17 protein-coding genes are annotated in these 19,552 nt (G+C 65.7%); 13 read left to right on the top strand and 4 right to left on the bottom strand.

The window, feature by feature from the left end:
* Nucleotide 1 precedes the first annotated feature (1 nt).
* From BFL28_RS17285 to BFL28_RS17275, 3 genes are all read right to left on the bottom strand, one after another.
* Nucleotides 2–1,750: an ATP-binding cassette domain-containing protein gene (locus BFL28_RS17285; RefSeq protein WP_069321753.1), complete on the bottom strand. Its 1,749-nt coding sequence runs from the start codon at nucleotides 1,748–1,750 to the stop codon at nucleotides 2–4.
* A 129-nt stretch (nucleotides 1,751–1,879) separates the two neighbouring features.
* The gene (locus tag BFL28_RS17280; RefSeq protein ID WP_069321752.1) at nucleotides 1,880–2,401 is read right to left on the bottom strand and encodes a calcium-binding protein; all 522 of its coding nucleotides are present in this window, start codon (nucleotides 2,399–2,401) and stop codon (nucleotides 1,880–1,882) included.
* Nucleotides 2,402–2,549: 148 nt separating this feature from the next.
* Complete coding sequence (locus BFL28_RS17275; RefSeq protein WP_119184640.1) at nucleotides 2,550–4,253, bottom strand: type I secretion system permease/ATPase; 1,704 nt, start codon at nucleotides 4,251–4,253, stop codon at nucleotides 2,550–2,552.
* Nucleotides 4,254–4,429: 176 nt separating this feature from the next.
* On the opposite strand from BFL28_RS17275, the gene BFL28_RS17270 reads away from it, so the two are divergent.
* The 7 genes from BFL28_RS17270 (at nucleotide 4,430) to BFL28_RS17240 (ending at nucleotide 9,777) form a co-directional block, all read left to right on the top strand.
* Nucleotides 4,430–4,690, top strand: a complete 261-nt coding sequence (locus tag BFL28_RS17270; RefSeq protein WP_069321751.1) for a hypothetical protein — start codon at nucleotides 4,430–4,432, stop codon at nucleotides 4,688–4,690.
* Nucleotides 4,691–5,028: 338 nt separating this feature from the next.
* A complete protein-coding gene (locus tag BFL28_RS17265; protein WP_173655791.1) occupies nucleotides 5,029–5,661 on the top strand; it encodes a hypothetical protein in 633 nt (210 codons plus the stop codon).
* A 57-nt stretch (nucleotides 5,662–5,718) separates the two neighbouring features.
* Nucleotides 5,719–6,621, top strand: coding sequence for a hypothetical protein (locus BFL28_RS17260; RefSeq protein ID WP_069321749.1), 903 nt, complete (start codon nucleotides 5,719–5,721; stop codon nucleotides 6,619–6,621).
* Nucleotides 6,621–7,055 (top strand): hypothetical protein, encoded by a 435-nt coding sequence (locus tag BFL28_RS17255; RefSeq protein WP_069321748.1) that lies wholly within the window; start codon nucleotides 6,621–6,623, stop codon nucleotides 7,053–7,055. The genes BFL28_RS17260 and BFL28_RS17255 overlap by 1 nt, the downstream gene beginning before the upstream one ends.
* 234 nt (nucleotides 7,056–7,289) lie before the next feature.
* Nucleotides 7,290–7,922: a CatB-related O-acetyltransferase gene (locus BFL28_RS21890; RefSeq protein ID WP_119184639.1), complete on the top strand. Its 633-nt coding sequence runs from the start codon at nucleotides 7,290–7,292 to the stop codon at nucleotides 7,920–7,922.
* On the top strand, nucleotides 7,922–8,791 hold the full coding sequence (locus BFL28_RS17245) for a glycosyltransferase family 2 protein (protein ID WP_069321747.1): 870 nt from the start codon (nucleotides 7,922–7,924) through the stop codon (nucleotides 8,789–8,791). The genes BFL28_RS21890 and BFL28_RS17245 overlap by 1 nt, the downstream gene beginning before the upstream one ends.
* Nucleotides 8,788–9,777: a glycosyltransferase family 2 protein gene (locus tag BFL28_RS17240; RefSeq protein ID WP_069321746.1), complete on the top strand. Its 990-nt coding sequence runs from the start codon at nucleotides 8,788–8,790 to the stop codon at nucleotides 9,775–9,777. The genes BFL28_RS17245 and BFL28_RS17240 overlap by 4 nt, the downstream gene beginning before the upstream one ends.
* Nucleotides 9,778–9,786: 9 nt before the next feature.
* On the opposite strand, the gene BFL28_RS17235 is transcribed toward BFL28_RS17240, so the two are convergent.
* On the bottom strand, nucleotides 9,787–12,771 hold the full coding sequence (locus BFL28_RS17235; RefSeq protein WP_069321745.1) for a glycosyltransferase: 2,985 nt from the start codon (nucleotides 12,769–12,771) through the stop codon (nucleotides 9,787–9,789).
* A gap of 165 nt (nucleotides 12,772–12,936) precedes the next feature.
* Here BFL28_RS17235 and BFL28_RS17230 point away from each other — a divergent pair, with 165 nt between their 5' ends.
* The 6 genes from BFL28_RS17230 to BFL28_RS17205 are packed head-to-tail and all read left to right on the top strand — an operon-like array spanning nucleotide 12,937 to nucleotide 19,548.
* Nucleotides 12,937–13,710 carry an ABC transporter permease gene (locus BFL28_RS17230; protein WP_069321744.1) on the top strand — a complete coding sequence of 258 codons (774 nt, stop codon included), beginning with the start codon at nucleotides 12,937–12,939 and terminating at the stop codon, nucleotides 13,708–13,710.
* The gene (locus BFL28_RS17225; RefSeq protein ID WP_069321743.1) at nucleotides 13,710–14,993 is read left to right on the top strand and encodes an ABC transporter ATP-binding protein; all 1,284 of its coding nucleotides are present in this window, start codon (nucleotides 13,710–13,712) and stop codon (nucleotides 14,991–14,993) included. The genes BFL28_RS17230 and BFL28_RS17225 overlap by 1 nt, the downstream gene beginning before the upstream one ends.
* A complete protein-coding gene (locus BFL28_RS17220) occupies nucleotides 14,993–16,162 on the top strand; it encodes a glycosyltransferase family 2 protein (RefSeq protein WP_069321742.1) in 1,170 nt (389 codons plus the stop codon). Before BFL28_RS17225 ends, BFL28_RS17220 begins: the two co-directional genes overlap by 1 nt.
* A complete protein-coding gene (locus tag BFL28_RS17215; protein ID WP_069321741.1) occupies nucleotides 16,155–17,486 on the top strand; it encodes a glycosyltransferase family 2 protein in 1,332 nt (443 codons plus the stop codon). Before BFL28_RS17220 ends, BFL28_RS17215 begins: the two co-directional genes overlap by 8 nt.
* The gene (locus tag BFL28_RS17210; protein WP_069321740.1) at nucleotides 17,483–18,631 is read left to right on the top strand and encodes an acyltransferase family protein; all 1,149 of its coding nucleotides are present in this window, start codon (nucleotides 17,483–17,485) and stop codon (nucleotides 18,629–18,631) included. Before BFL28_RS17215 ends, BFL28_RS17210 begins: the two co-directional genes overlap by 4 nt.
* Nucleotides 18,628–19,548, top strand: coding sequence for a glycosyltransferase family 2 protein (locus tag BFL28_RS17205; protein ID WP_069321739.1), 921 nt, complete (start codon nucleotides 18,628–18,630; stop codon nucleotides 19,546–19,548). The genes BFL28_RS17210 and BFL28_RS17205 overlap by 4 nt, the downstream gene beginning before the upstream one ends.
* Nucleotides 19,549–19,552 lie beyond the last annotated feature (4 nt).

Below are 19,552 nucleotides of genomic sequence, written 5' to 3'. Positions count from 1 at the left end.
GTTACTCCGCGAGTGCCGCTGAAATCGCGGCGTCCGGCTTGGGTTGGCTTTTGATCTGCTCTCGGGCCACCATGCGCCCGCGCACCGCTTCCTTCGGACCGAAATCCGCCACGCCGCCCTTGCGCAGTACCAGGACGAGATTGGCGGCGTCGATAATCGCGCGCGATTCGCCGGTGAGCAGCACAATCGCGCCACGCGCGCGGGCCGCCTGCAACGCCGCGCCCAATGCCGCCTGACCGTTGCGATCCTGAAAGCTGTCGGGCGTATCCAACAGCAACAGGAACGGGTCGCCGTAAAACGCGGTGGTGATATTGATCCGCTGCCGTGCGGATTGCGGCAGGCTGCAGTCGGGACCGCCGACAAGCGTGTCATACCCTTGGGGCAACCGGACGATCATGTCATGCGCGCCAGTCGTTTGCGCGGCGCTCACCACGGCATCCGGCTCGACCGCGTCGCTGAAGCCGGCGATATTCTGACTGATCGTGCCGGGCAACAGAACGCAGCTTTGCGAGAGATAGCCGATGTGCCGCGAGCGTCCCGTTTCGCCATACTGGCCAAGCGTCGCGCCATCCAGGCGCACATTGCCGATGGCGTTGGGCGCAAGGCCGGCCAGCGCCTTGAGCAGCATCGACTTGCCGCTGTTCGATGGCCCGACGATGAGCGTGATATCGCCGGCGGTCATCGTGAAGCTGACGCCTTGCAGCACGACGCGGCGTTCGCCGGCCGCTGCGATCGCGATCGCTTCTGCGGCCAGCGTTTCGCGCGGTGTCGGCAGGGGCAGCACATCGTCCTGCAGAACCGGGGTGTCCAACGCGGTCCGCAGGCGCGCCCACGCCGCGCGGCCGCGCAACAGTTCGGCCTGACGCGCCGCGATCTCGCGGAATGGCCAAAGCGCAAACCCGGTCAACAGAAGCGCTGCCGCAATCGTCCCGATCCCGGCGCGGTCATTCGTCGCGCGCCAGACGGTGAGCGTGCCGACGGCGATGATGACGACGGCCGCCAGAGCGGCGACGATAAGGCGGTTGCGGCCAAGGCTGGCATCGAGTGCGTCGGCGGGCGCAAGCGCCGCGCGTTCAGCGGCCTCCTCGCGAGCCTGCATCGGGCGCAGGATGCCCAGCTGTCGAATGAAGGACCGCGACGCTGCATGGGTTTGCAACAGTTCGTCGCGTTCGGCATGCGCCCGATCCGCGGCATCCACGCTGCCGGCCAGGGTCGTGCTCCATACCCGCAGCAGCGCAGCGCCAACGGTACCGCCGATTAGCAAGGTAAGCGCCATCGGCCAGCCGAGCATCAGCAGCACGATGAGATAGAGCGGCACGATTGCAAGATCCGCCAGCGCGGCAATTCCGCCGCCGGTAAGCACGCGGCGCACGTGGTCAATGTCGCGGGTGTCACTCGCGAGGCTGGTCCCCGATTCACCCGTTCCATAGCGATGGGCCGCGATGACCGGCGAGATCGAGAAGGAAAGGATGCGCCCGGCCTGACGGAGCAGACGCTGCCGCAGCGTCAAGCCGCCGATCAACAATGCCAGCGTGCCAATCGCCATGGCGAGCAGCCCCGCAACCGTTTCGCCATTACGGCCGGGCAGGGCGATGTCGAGCATCAGCATCGCCCCGATCGCGAGGGCGATATACGCCAGCCCGCACATGAATGTGAGGGCGACGACCGCGGCACGAACGGACCGCAGCGATCGACGCAATTGTGCGCTGGCATACGGATTGGGTGAGTCGGTTGCGGCCTGCACGTCCATCGTGAATCCTGTTGGCGTAACGGCGACCGCTACACCAATTGCCTTAACGAGTCAGAAATCATCGCCGATCAACAAAAAAGGGCACCGCGAACGGTGCCCTTTTCATCGTGATACGATCGGATCGAAAGATCAGACCGGAACCGGGCCGCCGTCGAGCGCGGACACGAACGCCGAATAGCCGTTGCTGATGCGCAGCGTCTGAGTCTGGCCAGCGCCGTTGTCGAACGTGATGAACAGCAGGTCGAGCGCTGCATTGCCCGAATAGGTGGCACGTGCGCCAGCCGCTTCGAAGGCGTTGGCAAGGCCATCCCAGCTGCTGATGATCGCCGCATCGCCATTGTTGAATGCGTTGACGCCAGCTGCGTCCTCGAACAAGCCACCGAATGCACCGAAGACGAGCGTGTCGCCGTCAGCGAAGTTGAGGTCGTACAGACGATCCGTGTCCGAAGCGCCTTCGATCTGGTTGCCGAAGAAGCGGAACTGGTCACCACCGGCGCCGCCATACAGAGCATCGTCGCCCGCGCCGCCGATCAGGATATCGTCGCCCTTGCCGCCGCGCAGAACGTCGCTGCCAGCGTTACCGGCCAGCATGGTACCGCCCGCAGTTGCACGAATGTCATTCGAACCGGCGCCGCCGCTTACATAGTCCATCAGGATTCCCCTAAAAAGGTCGTTACATAGAGACTCGACTGAGCCCGCACGTAACACGGCCCGTCGCGCTCATAAATACTTTATTAAGCTTTTAGGTCCGTAGCCGACGAAAAAGTTACGTCCCGGTTAGGGACAATGCCCGCAAGGACTAGCTCGCGATGACCGCGTGCCCCTGCGCCGCCTGAAGAATCCGGTCCTTGCGTTCATAGGCTTGGGCGCGACCGGCATTGAGCAGCAGGATATTGTCGATCGCCTGAAGTATCGCCGGGCGGTGGGCGACCGCGATGACGATCGCGCCGCGCGCCTTCGCGGCGCGAATCGCCTCGATCAGTGCCGCTTCGCCGATATCGTCGAGATTGGAGTTGGGTTCGTCCAACAGGATCAGAAAGGGATCACCGAAAAGCGCGCGCGCCAGCGCAATCCGCTGTCGCTGCCCCGCCGAGAAGAACCGGCCATCGGGTCCGACATCGCTGTTATACCCGTCAGGGAAATGCTGGATCATGTCATGCACGCCAGCCTGTTTGGCGGCATGGATCACATCAGCCATGTCGGCGTCGGGCTGAAAGCGTGCGATGTTCTCGGCCACCGTGCCGTGCAGCAGCTCCACATTCTGCGGCAGATAGCCGATGCTCCGTCCCAGAACGTCACGCGGCCACTGGTCGAGTTCCGCCCCGTCAAGGCGCACGCTGCCCGACGCGGCCGGCAGGATGCCCGCCAGCCCACGCATCAGCGTCGATTTACCCGAGCCGCTGGGCCCCATGATGGCGACCGCTTCGCCAGCGAAGATCAGCAGCGATACATTCTGTACGATCGCCACTTTACCGCCGGCCGCCGTCAGCGACAGCACCTCAGCCGACATGGCGGAACGTGGCAGGGGTAGCGGCTGGACCGGCGCGGGCTGCTCGAAATGCGCGAACGCCTGTTTCAGGCGCTCCCAGCTTTTGCGTGCCGAGACATAGCCGCGCCAATTGGCAATCACCAGTTCGATCGGCGCCAGTGCGCGCGAAGAGAGGATCGAGCTGGCAAAGATGACGCCGGCGCTCGCCTTGTTTTCGATCACCAGGACGGCACCGACGCTCAGCACGATCGATTGCAGTAACATCCGCGACACTTTGCCGACGCTGCCCAGGGTCGCGCCGCTGGCGCTGATCCGGGTGTGGACGGCAAGATAGTCGTGATTCGCCCTGCGCCACATGTCGCGCAGGCGATGTTCCATCCCCATCGCGTATAACGCTTCGGCATGCCGGCGGCTCGTATCGACCACCTCCTGCCGAGTCCGCGCGAGGCCCAGCAGCTGCTCCATCCCAGGCCGCGTGATCCGGTCGGTCAGGAAGGTCAGCGCCACCAGCACCGCCGCGCCGACCAGGACGGTGACGCCGATCCACGGATGGAGCAGGAACAGGATCGCGACGAAGAACAACACCCATGGCAGATCGACGAACGCGGTTGGCCCTGCCCCGGCAAGGAAACCGCGGATCTGGTCGAGATCGCGCACCGGCTGATTGGCATCTGCTTCCGGCAAGCGTCGGGCCGCGTTGACGACGGCGCCGTGGACCTGATCCTCAAGCGCGCTGTTCACGCTGCCCGCCATGTGGACGAGCACACGACCGCGAATCACTTCAAGGACGGCCTGAAACGAATAGGCCGCGATGACCAGGAACAGCAGACCAGCCAGCGTTGCCTCACTGCGCCCGGGAATGACCAGATCATAGACCAGCATCATATAGATCGAGCCGGCCAGCAGTAGGATATTGAGCAGCGCGCTGGCTGCGGTCACGCCGATCATGGCTGATTTGATCTGACCGCGAATCATGTCCAGCGGCGACGTTGCGGTATTGCGGTTTGATTTCATGGAGCAGCTTTTCAATGGGTCACGCCAGATCGACCGCCCCTCGATCGCATATCATGGTTAAGACCCTTCTCACACTGGATTGCAGACTTCGCGAGTGAGCGAAAACACTTTCATACACGATAAGAACAAAGATAGAACATTCGAGGCCACATTCCGTGGTTTGAGAGGATGATCCCATGAGTGACCCATTCATCAACAGTGCCGACTCGCCGCTGGCTCCCGGCTCGCCGCTGTTTCGTCGTGACGCCGCACGACACCAATCCTCTCCCCTTCATCACCAAGGCGCTGCGTGCCGGGGCGGATGGCGTCATCCGCTGCGCACGATCGAGGGGAGCATCGATGTCGCGCACCCGGTCAAGGATGGTGAGCGGATCGACGTTCGCGCGACGCATGTCCGCGTGACCGGCACCAACGTTCCCGTGAGCGGTTACGCATGATGCGCGGCTTTTCCTATGGTCAGGGGGCGAGGTCGGCCATCCGCCGGTGCCGTGGCCCCTCCAACACCGGGTCCGGTTCGATCGGCCGCGATATCGCCCGACGGCACGGTGCTGACGCTTCGATTGTCCGGATTCGGCATGGGAAGCTGGTCGGCCTATGGCTTCGATGGGCCGACGACGACGATGTCAGGCGTCCGGTTGACTACCGTCAGTGCCGGCTTCGATCGCCACGGCGGACAGGCTGTCGCCACCCCCTCCCGCGCGCGTCCGATCATTGGTCTGAAACCGTGGCGGACGACGCCGATCGTTCCCAGCAGCACGATCGAACCAACAATATGGTGCTGGACTACACGGACCATGGCGACGGCACCCGTACGGTTCGCCTGCGTCTGTCGCGCAAGGTTTATGTCGGTGACGCCTGCACGCTGTCGCTTGCGGCAGGGTGGCGAACGGGTGCGTCAGCGCAGAGCGGCATCGCGGTGACCAACAACTCCGCGCTCGCTGCCGCTCCGGTAATCGGCGGACGCTGGCTGACGCCGCCCAAGCACCGCGTGACGGGAAGCTTCCGTGTCGATGTGATGGCGGGCAGCATCAATCCGGAGGGCAAGTCGGGCCTCGCGGCGGCGCGGTTTGACGTGACCGCCGGTACCACGACGAAGACGGTATGGGCGACGGGCCTTTCCACCTCGACCGCCTATAGCGACAGCGTGCGGTGCTGGGGCGCGGACATCGATCCATCGGACCTGAATGCGGGGCTGATCACGGTCCACAAGACGCTGGTCCCGTGGGTGGGGCCGTCGCGCACCTCCGGCAGCGGCCAATCCACGGCGGCGGGCAGCTTTGTCAACACCGCCGACGCGCCGCTGGTCATGGCCTATGACCCGGCGGGTACGCGCTATCCCGCCGCCTGGGTGGTTTGCGATCCGGTGAACGGCACCGCTACCGCCAGCGCGGCAATGGTGCAGGGGTAGCTGGCTGCGGCAAAGGCCGTCGCTGCGACAAGCAAGCCGGTCAATGCGGGGGTCGCGGTGCAGGCCTTGTATCTCGCCAATCGGGGCGCCGCCGCAGCGAACGGGCAAGCGGCGCTTACGCGCATGACGGATGGCGCGTTCATCGTCCTTCCGCCGGGAACGACGTCGATGGGCACTGTCGCGCCCACGACGGGGCTCACCGCAACCGAGTGCTGGCCGATCATCCTGGGAGATCCCGACGATCCCAACCCGCGCGCCAACTGTATCCTCGAAACGGCGGCGACCTCGCTCAACGCAGGCGCCAGTCATCTCGCGATCCACAATTGCCGGCTGAACGTCGGCGGCGTGATCCTCTCGAACGCCACCTATTACTGGCTGAACAATGTGCAGGTCGAGGCGAAGTCCGGGCAGGGCGCGTCCGCTGCGTTCCTCAACAGCAGCTCGACCGCCTTCACCTACGCGACGAACAGCGCGATTGGATCGAGCCTCTCGGGCCATTACCTGGAGCCAGTCCGGTTCGAACCAGAAGTTCGCGCTGGTCCGCTCCTGCTCGACACCGCGCGGCATTGTGGCGCTGCCGATCGTCAGCAGCAGCGCCGGGCGGGCCTTTCGCCATTGAACGCCGGCGGGGACGCAAACAGCCAGGCCGATTGGGTCGCGGTCGGTAACCTGGTGCGCAGCGTGACGGCGGGGGCGATCAGCTGGGCGGGCCTAAGTTCTGGCGGCGCGGTGCAGATCGTGCGGCCGATGGTCGTCAACAATGTAATGGAGCGGATCGGAGCCAGCACGGAACCGATGTGGGACATCGCGGAAAACTCGCTGGATCGGATGACGCATGGCCTGATCGAGGGAAACACCTTTATCGGCGAGCGCACCAACACGCTCTACAACGATCCGCCTGACCTCACCTCGCACAACGTTCACAGGGATTGCCGGGTGGCCAACAACTATTTCGACTGATGCCGACCAAGCATGACGCTTTCTTCGACGATACCACCTGTGCGGCGAACGGCGTGCCGAACTACCCAAGCCTGACCGGGGCAGTCGCACCTTATGGCTATGGCCCGTGGCTGACCGACAACCTCTGGTTCGTGGTCGGCTGCAACATGGAAGGGAACGTGCATGGTCGTCGGCTGGACAATGGCAACTTCCAGCCGGATGGCTTTGGCATCGGCGCGGTGATCAACCCCTCGGCCGCGATCAATCAGGGCAATGCCTGGCCCAAATTCACCGACGACCGCAGCCGCATGGGCAGCGACACCGGCGGTGGCGACTATCGCCCGGCCAGCGGTTCACCGCTGATCGGGGTGGCGAGTGTGGCGAACCTGGACACAGATCGTGCCGGCGTGGCGCGCGGTGGGGCGTTCGCGGCCGGGGCGCTGGAGGCGAGTTAGGCGTAAGCTGTGGGTCCGACTCACAGTCGAATCAGTCTGAGCCGGACCCACCCCCTCCTCGGCCAAATGCCAGCTGCTTTCTTCAGACAAGTTGGGACGAGTGCTCCGCCACCTGCAGGTCGGCAAGTTCGTCGCGCGCCCAATATTGCCGTCTTGTCGGTTGCGGCTTAAGGCGTTCGCAGTTGCAGCAGGCGGACGATCCCGATCGCTGCTTGCCGTCTCACGGGGGTCGCGATGATCGGACTTGCAAAACGCCTGATCGAACGCGGCAGGCTCTGGCGCTGGCAACGCGATCAGTTCGAAAATCAGGCCCTGCGCCGATGGTTCAGGGATCGGCACCGTATCGACGTCGGCCTGTACAGCTATGGCTGCTTCGATCAGTGGCGAATGCCCGGGCCGCTGGTGATCGGGCGATACTGCTCGATCGCGAAGACGGTTCGCTCGGCTCCGATCAATCATCCCTTCGACGCGATCTCCACGCATCCCGCATTGTACGAGCGGAAGTTTGGCGTCGTGCCGGCCGATATCCACTATGACGATCCGCAAGTGATCGAGGACGATGTGTGGATTGGCCACAACGCGATCATCGTGCCGTCGTGCCGACGGGTCGGCCGTGGCGCGATCATCGGCGCGGGCGCGATCGTGACCCGCGATGTGCCGCGCTATGCCATCGTGGCCGGCAATCCCGCGAAGGTGCTGCGTCAACGGTTCACGCCCGAATTGCAGGACGCCTTGGAAGCCAGCCGATGGTGGACGCTCGACCTCGCGGGCCTGCGCGAACTGGTGCAGCGCGATCCCGACCTGGTCTTCCACCCGACCGTAGCGCGCGTGCGCGCGGCGCTGGGCGCCCCGAAGACGCTCGCCTGATGCCGCGCATCTCCGTCATCGTTCCGCATTACGACGATCTGAAGCGTCTCGACCGCTGCCTCGCCGCGCTGACGGCGCAAAGCATGCCGGCGTCGGATTTCGAGATCGTCGTCGCCGACAATATGAGCCCGATCGGTCGCGAGGCGGTGGAGCGGGTCATTGCCGGGCGCGCCCGGCTGGTCCTCGCGGCCGACAAGGGTGCCGGCCCCGCGCGCAACGCGGGCGTTGCGGCGTCATCGGGTGCGTTGCTCGCCTTTACCGACGCCGATTGCGTGCCCGAGCGCGACTGGCTGGCCGAGGGCATCCAAGCGCTCGACGACTGCGATTTTGCCGGCGGACGCATGGTGGTGATCGCCGAACATGACGGCCCGCGCAGCGGCGCGGAGGCGTTCGAGACGGTGTTCGCGTTCGACAATGAAAGCTATGTCCGCGACAAGGGCTTCACCGTCACCGCCAACCTGTTCTGCTCCCGCGCCGTGTTCGATCGCGTCGGGCCATTCCAGGTCGGGGTATCGGAAGATTATGACTGGTGCCTGCGCGCGCGCGCAGCGGGCTTTCGCATTGGCTATGCCGAGCGTGCCGTGGCTGGGCATCCGCCCCGTGCCGACTGGGCGGCGCTCCGCAAGAAATGGCAGCGGCTGAACGCCGAGATGTTCGAACTCGCCCTGCAGAAGCGCGGCGGCCGCTTGAAATGGCTCGCGCACACGCTGGCACTGCCGCTCTCGGTTGCGGCGCATGCCCCGTGCGTGCTGCGCAGCCCGGCGCTGGCGGATCGCGGCGAGCGCGCGCGCGGCCTCGCCACGCTGGCGCGGCTGAGGTTCTGGCGGTTCACCGACGGCCTGTCACTGGCGGCCGGCATCCGTCGATGAGTGACGGCGGCAAGCTCGTCAGCGTCATCATCCCGGCCTATAATGCGGCGCGATGGATCAAAGCCACGCTGCGCAGCGTCGCGGCGCAGACGCATCGCGCGCTCGAAGTCATCGTGATCGACGATGGGTCGACCGACGACACCGTCGCGATCGCCGAACGCTTCGCGACAGGTGATCCGCGCTTTCGCGTGATGCGTCAGGCCAATGCCGGTGTGGCGGCGGCACGCAATCACGGCGCCTCGCTCGCGCAGTCCGACTGGCTCGCCTTTGTCGATGCCGACGACTTGTGGACGCCGGACAAGACCGAGCGGCAGATCGCGGCGCTGGCCGCCGCCGGGCCGGACGCCGGCCTGTGCTATAGCTGGTATGTGATGATCGACAGCGCGGACACCGTCATCTACCGCGAACCCGGCCGGGCGATCGAGGGCACGGTCCTGGACACGCTGTTCGTCGAGAATTTCATCGGCAACGGCAGTGCAGCGCTGGTCCGGCGCGACGCGTTCGAGCGGGTCGGTGGCTTCGAACCCGCATTGCGCAACGCCGGCGCGCAGGGCTGCGAGGACATCCTGTTCTATTGCCGGGTCGCCGAGCATTACCGCTTCGCCGTCGCGCCCGGCCACCATATCGGCTATCGCCAGCTGCCCGACAACATGTCGAGCGACCTTACTCGCATGCTGCGATCCTGGTTCATGGTCGTTGATGAAATGGCGGCGCGGCACGCCGACAAGCGCGCGCTGCTGGATATCGGCGTCGCGCGCTATGCCCGCTGGGTCGTGCGGCGCGCGATCCATCGCCGGCGGCCGGGCATGTTGCTCAAGGTGCTGGCGACGCTCGCGAAACGTCATCCGCTGCTGGCCGCGCGCATGGCGTTGATCGAGGCGCCGCGCACGTTGATCGAGCCGTTTCGAACGCAACCCGCCCCGCCCGCTGCCTTGCCGGAGTGGGCGGACGATCCACTCGCCATGGGTCGGCGGTTCAACGGCTGACCGGCCCGCTCAGCGCCCGTGTAACAGCGCGTCGAACTGGGCAAGATCGATCCCGCCCCTCACCTCCCGCCTGAACAGCGCCAGCGGATCGGCGTGGTCGGTGACCAGGCCGTCGAAACAGGTAAAGCCAAAGTCATACCCCACCGCGCCAGCGGCATCCCGCACGGGCTGATCGAACGCGCCATAGGGATAGGCGATGGCGGCGACGGGCTGGCCCAACGCCTGTTCCAGGCGAAAGCGGCTGCTCGCCAGTTCGCGCACCACCGTCTCGGCATCCAGCACGGTGAGCGGTCGGTGCGTCGCGCCATGCGAGGCCACCGTCATATCGCAGTGCTGCAGCGCGCGAAGCTCGTCCCAATCGAGCAGCAGCGCGGGATCGCCATAGGCCGAGTCCCACACAGCAGCGCCACCGACATGATCGGTGGGCACGAACAGGGTCGCGGGAAAGCCGTAGCGATGCAGCAGCGGCACCGCGAAATCCATGAAATCGCGCGTCGCGTCATCGAACGTCAGCATCACGCACTTTTCAGGCAACGACCAGCCAAGATGCACCGCTTCCCGCATCCGGTCGAACGAAACGCCCTTCCAGCCATCATCTCGCAGGTGCCGGAGCTGTGCCTCGAACGCAGCGGGCGACGTGCGCCACTGAGCGAGCGCGGCCGGTCCGTCATCGGCGATGCGATGGTACATCAGGATCGGGAAGTCATGCCACTCGTCGGTGACCGGCGCTTCATGCCCGCCACGCCATTTGACCTGAGCGGCGACTCGCTCCGGCAGGTTGCGTGCCGCGTCGGCGATGATGTGCCGGGGTGGCGGCGCGGTCTCGATCGCGGTCTTGCGAAAGCGCATGATGCGGTACAGCGGCGTCCACAGTTCGGTTTCAAGCGCGAATCCGCCATGCGCGAGGACGATCGAGCCGATTCCCCTCGCGCCGAAATGATGCGGCCAGCCAAAGCCCGTGCGATCGGGCTCGTCGACCAGCAGATTGGCATGCGCGGTCAGGAAGATGCCACCGGGATTGAGGTGCCGCTCCACCTTCTCGACAAATGCCCGCATCGCGGCGGGTTCGAGATAGTAAAGCACTTCACTGGCGACGATCAGGTCATAGCGCCCAGGCGGCGTCTCGGTCAGCAGATCCAGCCGCTGAAACGTGCAGTTGGGCAGGTCGGCACAGGCACGGGCAGCGCGCTCCACCGCCGTCGGCGCGATGTCGGTGGCCAGGACCTGTCCGGCCACGGCAGCCAGCCGCCGGGTGAACTCCCCCTCCGCGCAGGCGATCTCAAGCGCCGTGCCGATCGTGACGTCACGCACCAGGTCCAGCGTCTGTTCGTACTTTACCGTCTCATAATCGTTGCGATATTCCCAGGGATCGGCCTTGGCGAAGATGCCCTCCCAATAATCCTCTCGGCTATAGTCCGGCTCGACCCAGCCCTCGGTCGATGCCCCCTCGCCCGCATCCGACGGCAACGTCAGTCGTGCCCGCTCCTCCGCGACGATCGCCGCAAGTCGATCGTTCGCGGCAATGCCGGCCGCCCCGTCGGGCTCGGCGCGAAGGAGAAGGTCGCGCACGTCCTCATGCGGCAGGCTGGCATGCCGGTGCACGTGCGGCTTTCGCGCCGATCGCACGAGCCGGGCATATTGCTTCAATCCGGCCAGCGGCGGCAGTCCCAATGCGAAGGGGCCACGACGAACCAGCGCGCGGACCGTATCGCCGCGCAGCGTCGCGCTGTCCGGTACGCGCCGCGCCATCGCGAGCTGCGCGCTGGCCGACAGCGCCCCAAAGGCGAGCTGAGTGCCTGTATCGGCAACGGGCGTGCCATCCACGACTAGCGTCGTATGGACTCGATCGACGTCCGGTAGCGGCCGATCCCGCATCACGGTCGACAGATCGACGACGATCCTGGCGAACGTGCCGACCCGCGCTTCCTGCCCGGCTGGGACCGCCTCGACGATCTTGCGCTCCAGCGTGACGCGAATCTGATCGGCCAGGATCGGCGACTCGGCTCGAGCCGCGATCCGATCGCAGATCGCGCCCACCCCACCGGCGAGGCGGGACCAGGCGGCGTGCAACGGGCCGCTGCCGGGGCCTGCGCCGATCGCCAGCCCGTCTTCGATCAACGCCGCAAGTACGGCTGAATCCAGACTGCCCGGTTCAGGAAGGTCCGCCCCGTCGATCAGCGCGACCGGATCGTCGCCACGCCCCAGCGCCGCCGCCGCCATCCAGATCGCGAAATACCAGGCCGCCGAGGGGAAGTCGCGTGCCGGGGCGCCGCCTGCAAAGCTTACATCCGACGAAAGCCGCGGATCGACGCCATAGCCGCGCCGCATGACCGCCAGACCGTCTGACAGATGCCGCGCGCTGTTGCTGGAAAGCGAACCCGGCTCGACATAGACATCGACCAGGACGTCGGGAACCGGCGCGAATGTGACGCCGATCCGTGCCAGCCGTTGCCACAGGTCCCAATCCTCCGCGATGCGCAATGCCGGATCGAACCGGCCTGCCGCCTCGATCCGATCGCGACGAGTCAGCGCCGCGTGGATCGCGAAGGGACAGGTTCTTGCGGTCATCCGCATCGGATCGTCGATCGCCTGCGCCAGATGGACCTCACGCCAGGCTTTCCCCGACTCCACCCGTTGCCAGCTGCAATGCATCAATCCCGCATCCGGCGCAGCCGCCGCCGCATCGAGCATCCGGGCCATGTGATAGGGACGCAGGGCGTCGTCCGAATCCAGGAACAGCACCCATTGGCCAAGCGCCGCGCCCAGCCCGGCATTGCGCGCCGCCGATACGCCGGCCTGCTGCTGGCCGATGACCTGAATGCGCGGGTCCGCATCGGCATGGCGCTGGGCGATTGCGTGGGTACGGTCGGCGGAGCCATCGTCCACGACGATCGCCTGCCAATCGGCGAAAGACTGCGCTCGCACGCTCGCCAGGGTCCGGTCCAGCGTCCGGGCGGCATCGTGCGCGGGAATGATTACCGAAATTACGGCCATGTGCCCAACCTGCTCCGCCCTTGTCCCCGATCGCCTTGGATCGCGATCAACGCACAATTCCTTAATGGCTGATCGGCAAAGCGATGTAACTACGAAATACGTTGCACTGCGGTATGGGTGACGGCATGCAACTTCCAAGGCTATGGGGCTGGCCGGATCGACCACATGCAAGCGGCATTACGATATCAACATTGGCGCGATCTGCTCATCGAGCTCATCGCCCGCGATCTGAAGGTGCGCTACCAGCGTTCGTTCATCGGGATCGGCTGGTCGCTGATGAAGCCGCTGATGCAGCTGGCCGTGTTTTCGCTCGTCTTCGGGCTGATCCTGCCGCTGAATATCGAGCATTACACGACCTTCGTGTTCGCCGGTGTGCTGATCTGGAGCTGGTTCAGCGGCGCGGTCGGCGCGGGCACGAATGCGATTTCGAGCAGCAAGGAACTGGTGCGCCGGCCCGGTTTTCCCGTCATGCTGCTGCCCTTGCTAACCGTCCTGGGGCATGGCGTGCACTTCGTCCTGGCGCTGCCGCTGGTCATCATCTGCGCGATGATCGATGTCGGCCTGCCCGGGGCGCCGCTGCTGGCGCTGCCGGTGATGGTCCTTTTGCAACTGCTGCTGACCGTGGGCCTCGTCTATTTCCTGTCGGCCGCCCATGTCTTCATGCGGGACACCGAACATCTCGTCGCGCTGGCACTGACAGTCGCATTCTATGTGACCCCGGTTTTTTACCGGCCGATCCAGAAGACGCACGACCTGTCCTATCTCAACACCTGGAACCCGATGGCCTGGGTGCTGGAGGGGTATCGCGCGATCCTGGTCTATGGCGAATGGCCCTCGCTCGTGACGATGGGTAAGATCCTGGCGTTCGGCATGGTGACGCTCGCGGCGAGCCTGTGGTGGTTCGCCCGCGTCAGCCCCCGGTTCGACGAGGAATTGTAATGGCCAGCGCGATCGTCGTCCGCGGTCTTGGCAAGACCTATCGCGCGCGCGACCGGGGACGGCCGACGTCTCTCAAGGGGCGCATCCTGTCGGGCTATCGCGCGCCCAAGCGCGAGCCGTTCTGGGCACTGCGCAACATCAGCTTCAGCATTCCGCGCGGCCGCGCAGTGGGCGTGATCGGCCTGAACGGCGCGGGCAAGTCGACGCTGTTGCGGCTGATCGGCGGGGTCGGCACGCCTGACGAGGGATCGATCAAGGTCAACGGCCGGATCGGCGCGCTGCTCGACATCGGCGCGGGTCTGACCGAGGACTTGACGGGCCGTGAGAACCTGTTCCTGCTCGGCGTCATCTCCGGCATGTTGCGCAGCGAGATCAAGGCGAAATTCGACGATATCGTCGAATTTGCCGAACTGGCCGACTTCATCGAGCAACCTGTTCGCACCTACAGCACCGGCATGCGCATGCGCCTCGCCTTTGCCGTGGCGGTGCACATGTCCCCAGACGTGCTGCTGATCGACGAGGCGCTGGCCGTGGGCGATCAGGCGTTCCAGCGCAAATGCCTCAAGCGCGTGAGCGAAATCCGCGAGACCGGCTGCACGATCTTTCTCGTGTCGCATGACGAGGCGCAGATCGAGGCGCTGTGCGACGATGTCGTCCTGCTGGATCACGGGCAGCTGGTCGCCTATGGCCCGCTGTCGGAAACGATGGCGATCTATACCGCATCGGTCGACGCCAAGGTGGCGGAAGTCGAAGCGCGCGACGCGCGGCTGCCGCCCAAGGTGGTCGAGGCCGTGCTCGAGGCCGAGGTCAATCGGTTTGGGTCGGGCGAAATGGCGATCGAACTGGTCACCCTGACCGACAGCGAGGGCAACGGAACCGACACGTTGGTGGCCGGTCAAGGGCTCAACGTCTCATTCCGTTACGACCCGCGCGAACTCGACGTCGCGCCGATCGCGCTCATCGGGATCTATGGGCCGGACGACACGGCACTCTTCGAAACGCACAGCGATCGGGCCGGGCTGACGCTGACGCCGGGCGGCGGGCCCAATGCCGTGACGCTCGAAATCGCGCGGCTCGACCTCGCGCCCGGTGCCTATCGCCTGACCCTGGGCCTGTTTGCGCCCGACTGGCACACCGTTTACGACTATCATGCGGAGGCTTACCCCCTGCAGATCGTCGCGGCGAACGAAGCGGCAGCGCCGAGCAAGGGGTTTCTCAATCCGCCGAACGCCTGGCACAGGGGCGAAACCGTCGGCGACGACCTTGCAAGTGAGAACGCCTGATGCCGCTCGCCGTACTCGACATCGATGTCGATGCGATGCCGGATCGCCTGCCGGATATGGCGGGCCATGACGGCGCGGTGGTGCTGTTGCGCATCGCAGGGTTGCCGGCGGGCCAGGCGGTGCTGCCCGCCCCGGTCGCAACGTCCGGCCCCGCGTTACGCGAACAGCTTTACGATCATGCCGATTCCGCGTTCTGGGAGGCGTTGCTGCGGCACCGGCTGAACGCCCCCGCATTGATCGAAGCGCCCACGACGCTGCCGTCCGCTACGGTCGCAATCTGCACCCGCGACCGGACCGAGGATCTTGAGAACTGCCTGAACGGGCTGCGGCGGATGGATCATCAGGCCCCGATCCTGGTCATCGACAACGCCCCCAGCACCGATGCTACCCGCCAGTTGGTCGAGCGGTATCCGCAGGTTCGCTACGTCCGCGAACCAAAGCCCGGCCTCAACAATGCGCGCAACACCGCGTTGCGGGAGGCGGTCGGCGAGGTGGTCGCCTTTATCGATGACGATGCGACGCCCGACCGCGCCTGGCTGCCAACGCTGCTGCGCAACTTCGCGGACCCGACCATTCTTGCGGTGACCGGGCTGACGATGGCGTTGGAACTCGACAGCGACGCGCAGATCGCGTTTCAGCGGACCGGCGGCTTCGTTCGCGGGTTCAAGCGCGCGGTGCTCGATGCCGGGAATTGCGACCCGTTCCATGCCTGGCGCGCGGGCGCCGGCGTGAACATGGCGATGCGGCGGTCGGTGATCGATCAGGTCGGCTGGTTCGATCCCGCGCTCGACGCCGGAACGCGCTCGCTCGCCGGGGGTGACACTGACTATTTCCGCCGCCTGCTGCTCAATGGCTATCGCATCGTCTATGATCCCCAGGCGCTGAACTGGCACCGCCATCGGCGAAGCATGGCCGAATTGCAGCAGCAGATCTTCGGTTACGAGGCCGCCGCCTTCGCGGTATGGACCAAGGCGCTGCTGTTCGAACGCGATATGCGCGTGCTGCCGGTGTTCGCGCGCTGGCTGCGCGGCCAGATTCCCGAACTGCTGCGCTCCCGCCGCAGCGACCGCAATCCGCTGCCCTTCAACGTCGCCGCGACCCAGGCGCGCGGCGCGATGAGCGGTCCGGGCCGCTATCTGCAAGCTCGCCGGATCGCGCGCCATGGTTGAGGCATTCGATCCGCTCCCGCAAATCACGATCGTCGTGCCAACGCACAATCGTCGCGATCTGATGATCCAGATGCTGGATGCGCTGGAACGACAGGGCGCCGATACGCCGCCTTTCGAACTGATCGCCGTGGCCGATGGGTGCCGCGATGGGACGGCGACAATGCTTGCCGCGCATCCCGCGACGTTTCCGATCCGGGTGATCGAACTGCCCGGCAACGGCCCTGCCCATGCCCGCAACGCCGGGGCCGCCGCCTCACGCGCCGACTTGCTGCTGTTCCTGGATGACGATGTCCTGCCGCTGCCCGGCGCCGTCGCCGCGCATTGGCGCGCACATCGCGATCAGCCGGGCGGCGCGGTGGTCGGCCCCTACCCGCCCGCGCCGCATGCGTCCGAGGACATCTTCCGCTTGCGCATTCGCGGCTGGTGGACCCGTCATTTCGCCGCATTGGCCAGCCCCGGTCATCGCTTCGGCTTTCGCGATCTGCTGACCGGCAACCTCTCGATGTCGCGCGCGCTGTGGGATCGGGTCGGCGGCCTTGATCCCCAATTCGCCAGAGCGCGAGAGGATCTGGAGCTGGGTGCCCGCCTGATCGCGCACGGCGTTGCCATCCGCTATGCACCCGATGCGTTCGGCTGGCATCATGAGCATGCTACCTCTTCCCTCGCCAGCGCATGCCGCCGCGCGTTCGAGGAAGGGCGATCGGACGCGCGCATGTTGCTCAAGCATCCGCATCTGCATGGCGCGCTGGACATCGCGCGTTCGGCGGAGCGCCGCCGCCGTCGCTTGGCTCGCTTCATCCTGACCGATCGTCGCGCAACGTTCCTTGAGCGCCTGACCCCGATCGCGCGGGGCGCACTGTCGCTGTGTCGCACCCTGCATTTCGATACGGCCTATGACCGACTGTTCGCCCAGCTTCACCGCTATCTCTACCATCGCGGCGCGGTTGCCGGGGTGGACGGCCGCTGGTGGAAGCTTGCCTCGATTGCCCGTCCCGATCCGGCCGTGCCGCTGGTTCTCGACCTGGGCGAGGGTATCGAGCATGTCGAACAGTCGATCACGGCGGCGCGACCGGCGGCCGTGCGCCTGCTGTTCAACGGCGCGGAGCTTGGGATGCTGCCGGAACAGGCCGGCGCCGAACCCTGGCATGGTCGCCACCTGCGCCCGGCGCTGGTCGAACGCCACGGCCCCGCACTGCTTGAGACACTGTTCGGCGAGCACCTATCGCACGGGCATCGGCCGCAGGGCTGGCAGCATTATGGCGTGCGCGACTTCCACGCCCAGCATATGGAATTTCGCCGCCAATGGGGTCGCGCCGGCGTATGACCGCCGATGGCCAGCGTCAGGCGATCGCGCGAGGTTATCTGCTGATCTGCGTCTTCTATGTGCACGCCCTGTATGGCGTGTTCCAGTCGCTGGGCAGCGATCCTGATCGCGCGATGCTGGCCGGCGTGCAGATCAAGCTGCTCGCGCCGGCCGTTTCTGCCTTCTTCTTTCTGAGCGGCATGAGCGCGCCGTTTTTCTACCGCAAGGGCTGGCTGACCGCGCTGAAGCCGTCGCTCACGCTCATCATGCTCGCCGCGCTGGGCCATGTGATCGCCGTCCTGCTCGACATCGCCATCCACCAACAGTGGTTCGGCATCGCCTGGTTCGCGCGGCGCATGGCCAAGCCGATCCTGTACGGAACGGGCTATGAGAATTTCATCTCATGGTTTCTGGTCGTCCTCGCCTTTGCCCGGATCTTCGCCTACGCCTTCATGCGGTCGTGGCGCGTCTTCCTGCCGGCCGCCGCGCTGGCGATCGCCGCCGTGCTCGCAACCCGCGCGGCCGGCCTGCCCGACAACCTCTATGAATGGCGCAACTGGCCGACCGCATCGCTGTTCTTCCTGTTGGGCATGCGCGTGCCCAATGGCTGGCGGATTCCGGCCTGGGCCGGCCTGCTCGCGCTGCCGATCACGCTCGCCCTCGCCTGGCTCAACCGCCCCGGGGTGCTGACACAGGCGCCGTGCCTCACCTGCGACCTCGGCTTCGTGGCCCAGCCGATGATCGGCCAATATGGCTCGCTCCCAATCTATGTCGTTCAACAGCTGCTGTTCATGCTGTTCCTGTTGTGGGTATCGAGCTGGTCCGTGGGCAAGATGCCGGGCAAGGTTGGGACCTATTTCGGCGCCGATTCCCTATCGATGCTCCTGATGCACGGATGGGTGCTGGTGACGCTTTACCCGATCGCCGCGCAATCATTGCCGCCGCGTGAAAGCGCCTTTCTTTATGCATCGATCCTGTCGGTCGGGATCGTCGTTCACGCACTGCTCTATTTCTATCTTCAGCCCGCGCTGCATTGGCTTAGCGGCATCAGCTTCAAGGCCAGTTCGCTGGTCATCGACATCGCCGAACGTCTTTTCGCAATCGGCGCTCGCCCGCGTCCTTCGACACCCGTGACTCATGCAGCGCAAGGTTCCGACCAACCATGACCCCGATCGCCGTCTGCATCGTTTCCTTTCGCGATCCCGAACAGATCGTCACCTGCCTCGATGCGCTGGGCCAGAGTGACTTTGCCGAGTTCGAGGTCGTAATCTGCGAAAATGGCGGCGAAGCGGCGTTCGATGCCCTGGTGGCGGCACTTCCTCCGACCATGCCGGGCGGACAGCCGATCACCCCGATCAATGCCGGCGCGAACCTTGGCTATGCCGGCGGGGTCAATGTCTGCATGCGCGCGCGGCCCGATGCGCGCGGCTGGTGGGTGCTCAATCCCGATACGATGGTGGAGCGCGCCGCGTTGGGCGCATTGGTGCGCAGGCTCGATCGCGGGGATTGCCACGCCGTGGGCGGCACCCTCTATCATCCGGGCGGCATGGTTCAGGGCTATGGCGGTCAGTGGCGACCGGCGCTCGCGCGCGCGGTATCCATCGGTTACGGCAGCTCGATCGACACGCCGCCGGACGTTGCCGGGGTTGAGCGATCGATGAACTATCTGCTCGGTGCGTCGATGCTGATCGGGCGCGATTTTCTGGCGACGACCGGCCCGATGCGAGAGGATTATTTCCTCTATGCCGAAGAGGTCGAATGGTGTCTTCGCGGCCTGTCGCGCGGCATGCGGCTGGGCCTGGCCCCGGACGCGCGCATCTGTCACGGCCAGGGCGGCACGACGGGGTCGGCCAATGCGGTGCGCGATCGACCGCGCCTGCCGGTCTATATGGATGAGCGCAACAAGCTGCTGGTCGTGCGCGATACGACGCCCGCCTGGCTGCCGATCGCCATTCCGGCCAGCTTCATCATGGCGTTGCTGCGCTTCGCCCGGCGCGGCGCGTGGCGGCAATGGGGGCATGCCATGGCCGGCTGGCGCGATGGCATCCTGGGCAAACGCGGCATGCCCCCGTGGTTGCGTTGAGCCG

Origin of the sequence: Sphingomonas turrisvirgatae, from assembly GCF_001721295.1 — a bacterium.
In the GTDB taxonomy this organism is placed as follows: Bacteria; Pseudomonadota; Alphaproteobacteria; order Sphingomonadales; family Sphingomonadaceae; genus Sphingomonas; species Sphingomonas turrisvirgatae.
Note: the sequence above shows the minus strand (reverse complement) of the source record. Positions and strands in the feature narration are given on the sequence as shown.

Bases quoted from the DNA above. Each gene is read 5' to 3' on its own strand.
- BFL28_RS17285 (WP_069321753.1), bottom strand. From the start codon at position 1,750: ATGGACGTGCAGGCCGCAACCGACTCACCCAATCCGTATGCCAGCGCA.
- BFL28_RS17280 (WP_069321752.1), bottom strand. From the start codon at position 2,401: ATGGACTATGTAAGCGGCGGCGCCGGTTCGAATGACATTCGTGCAACT.
- BFL28_RS17275 (WP_119184640.1), bottom strand. From the start codon at position 4,253: ATGAAATCAAACCGCAATACCGCAACGTCGCCGCTGGACATGATTCGC.
- BFL28_RS17270 (WP_069321751.1), top strand. From the start codon at position 4,430: ATGAGTGACCCATTCATCAACAGTGCCGACTCGCCGCTGGCTCCCGGC.
- BFL28_RS17255 (WP_069321748.1), top strand. From the start codon at position 6,621: ATGCCGACCAAGCATGACGCTTTCTTCGACGATACCACCTGTGCGGCG.
- BFL28_RS21890 (WP_119184639.1), top strand. From the start codon at position 7,290: ATGATCGGACTTGCAAAACGCCTGATCGAACGCGGCAGGCTCTGGCGC.
- BFL28_RS17245 (WP_069321747.1), top strand. From the start codon at position 7,922: ATGCCGCGCATCTCCGTCATCGTTCCGCATTACGACGATCTGAAGCGT.
- BFL28_RS17240 (WP_069321746.1), top strand. From the start codon at position 8,788: ATGAGTGACGGCGGCAAGCTCGTCAGCGTCATCATCCCGGCCTATAAT.
- BFL28_RS17235 (WP_069321745.1), bottom strand. From the start codon at position 12,771: ATGGCCGTAATTTCGGTAATCATTCCCGCGCACGATGCCGCCCGGACG.
- BFL28_RS17230 (WP_069321744.1), top strand. From the start codon at position 12,937: ATGCAAGCGGCATTACGATATCAACATTGGCGCGATCTGCTCATCGAG.
- BFL28_RS17225 (WP_069321743.1), top strand. From the start codon at position 13,710: ATGGCCAGCGCGATCGTCGTCCGCGGTCTTGGCAAGACCTATCGCGCG.
- BFL28_RS17220 (WP_069321742.1), top strand. From the start codon at position 14,993: ATGCCGCTCGCCGTACTCGACATCGATGTCGATGCGATGCCGGATCGC.
- BFL28_RS17215 (WP_069321741.1), top strand. From the start codon at position 16,155: ATGGTTGAGGCATTCGATCCGCTCCCGCAAATCACGATCGTCGTGCCA.
- BFL28_RS17210 (WP_069321740.1), top strand. From the start codon at position 17,483: ATGACCGCCGATGGCCAGCGTCAGGCGATCGCGCGAGGTTATCTGCTG.
- BFL28_RS17205 (WP_069321739.1), top strand. From the start codon at position 18,628: ATGACCCCGATCGCCGTCTGCATCGTTTCCTTTCGCGATCCCGAACAG.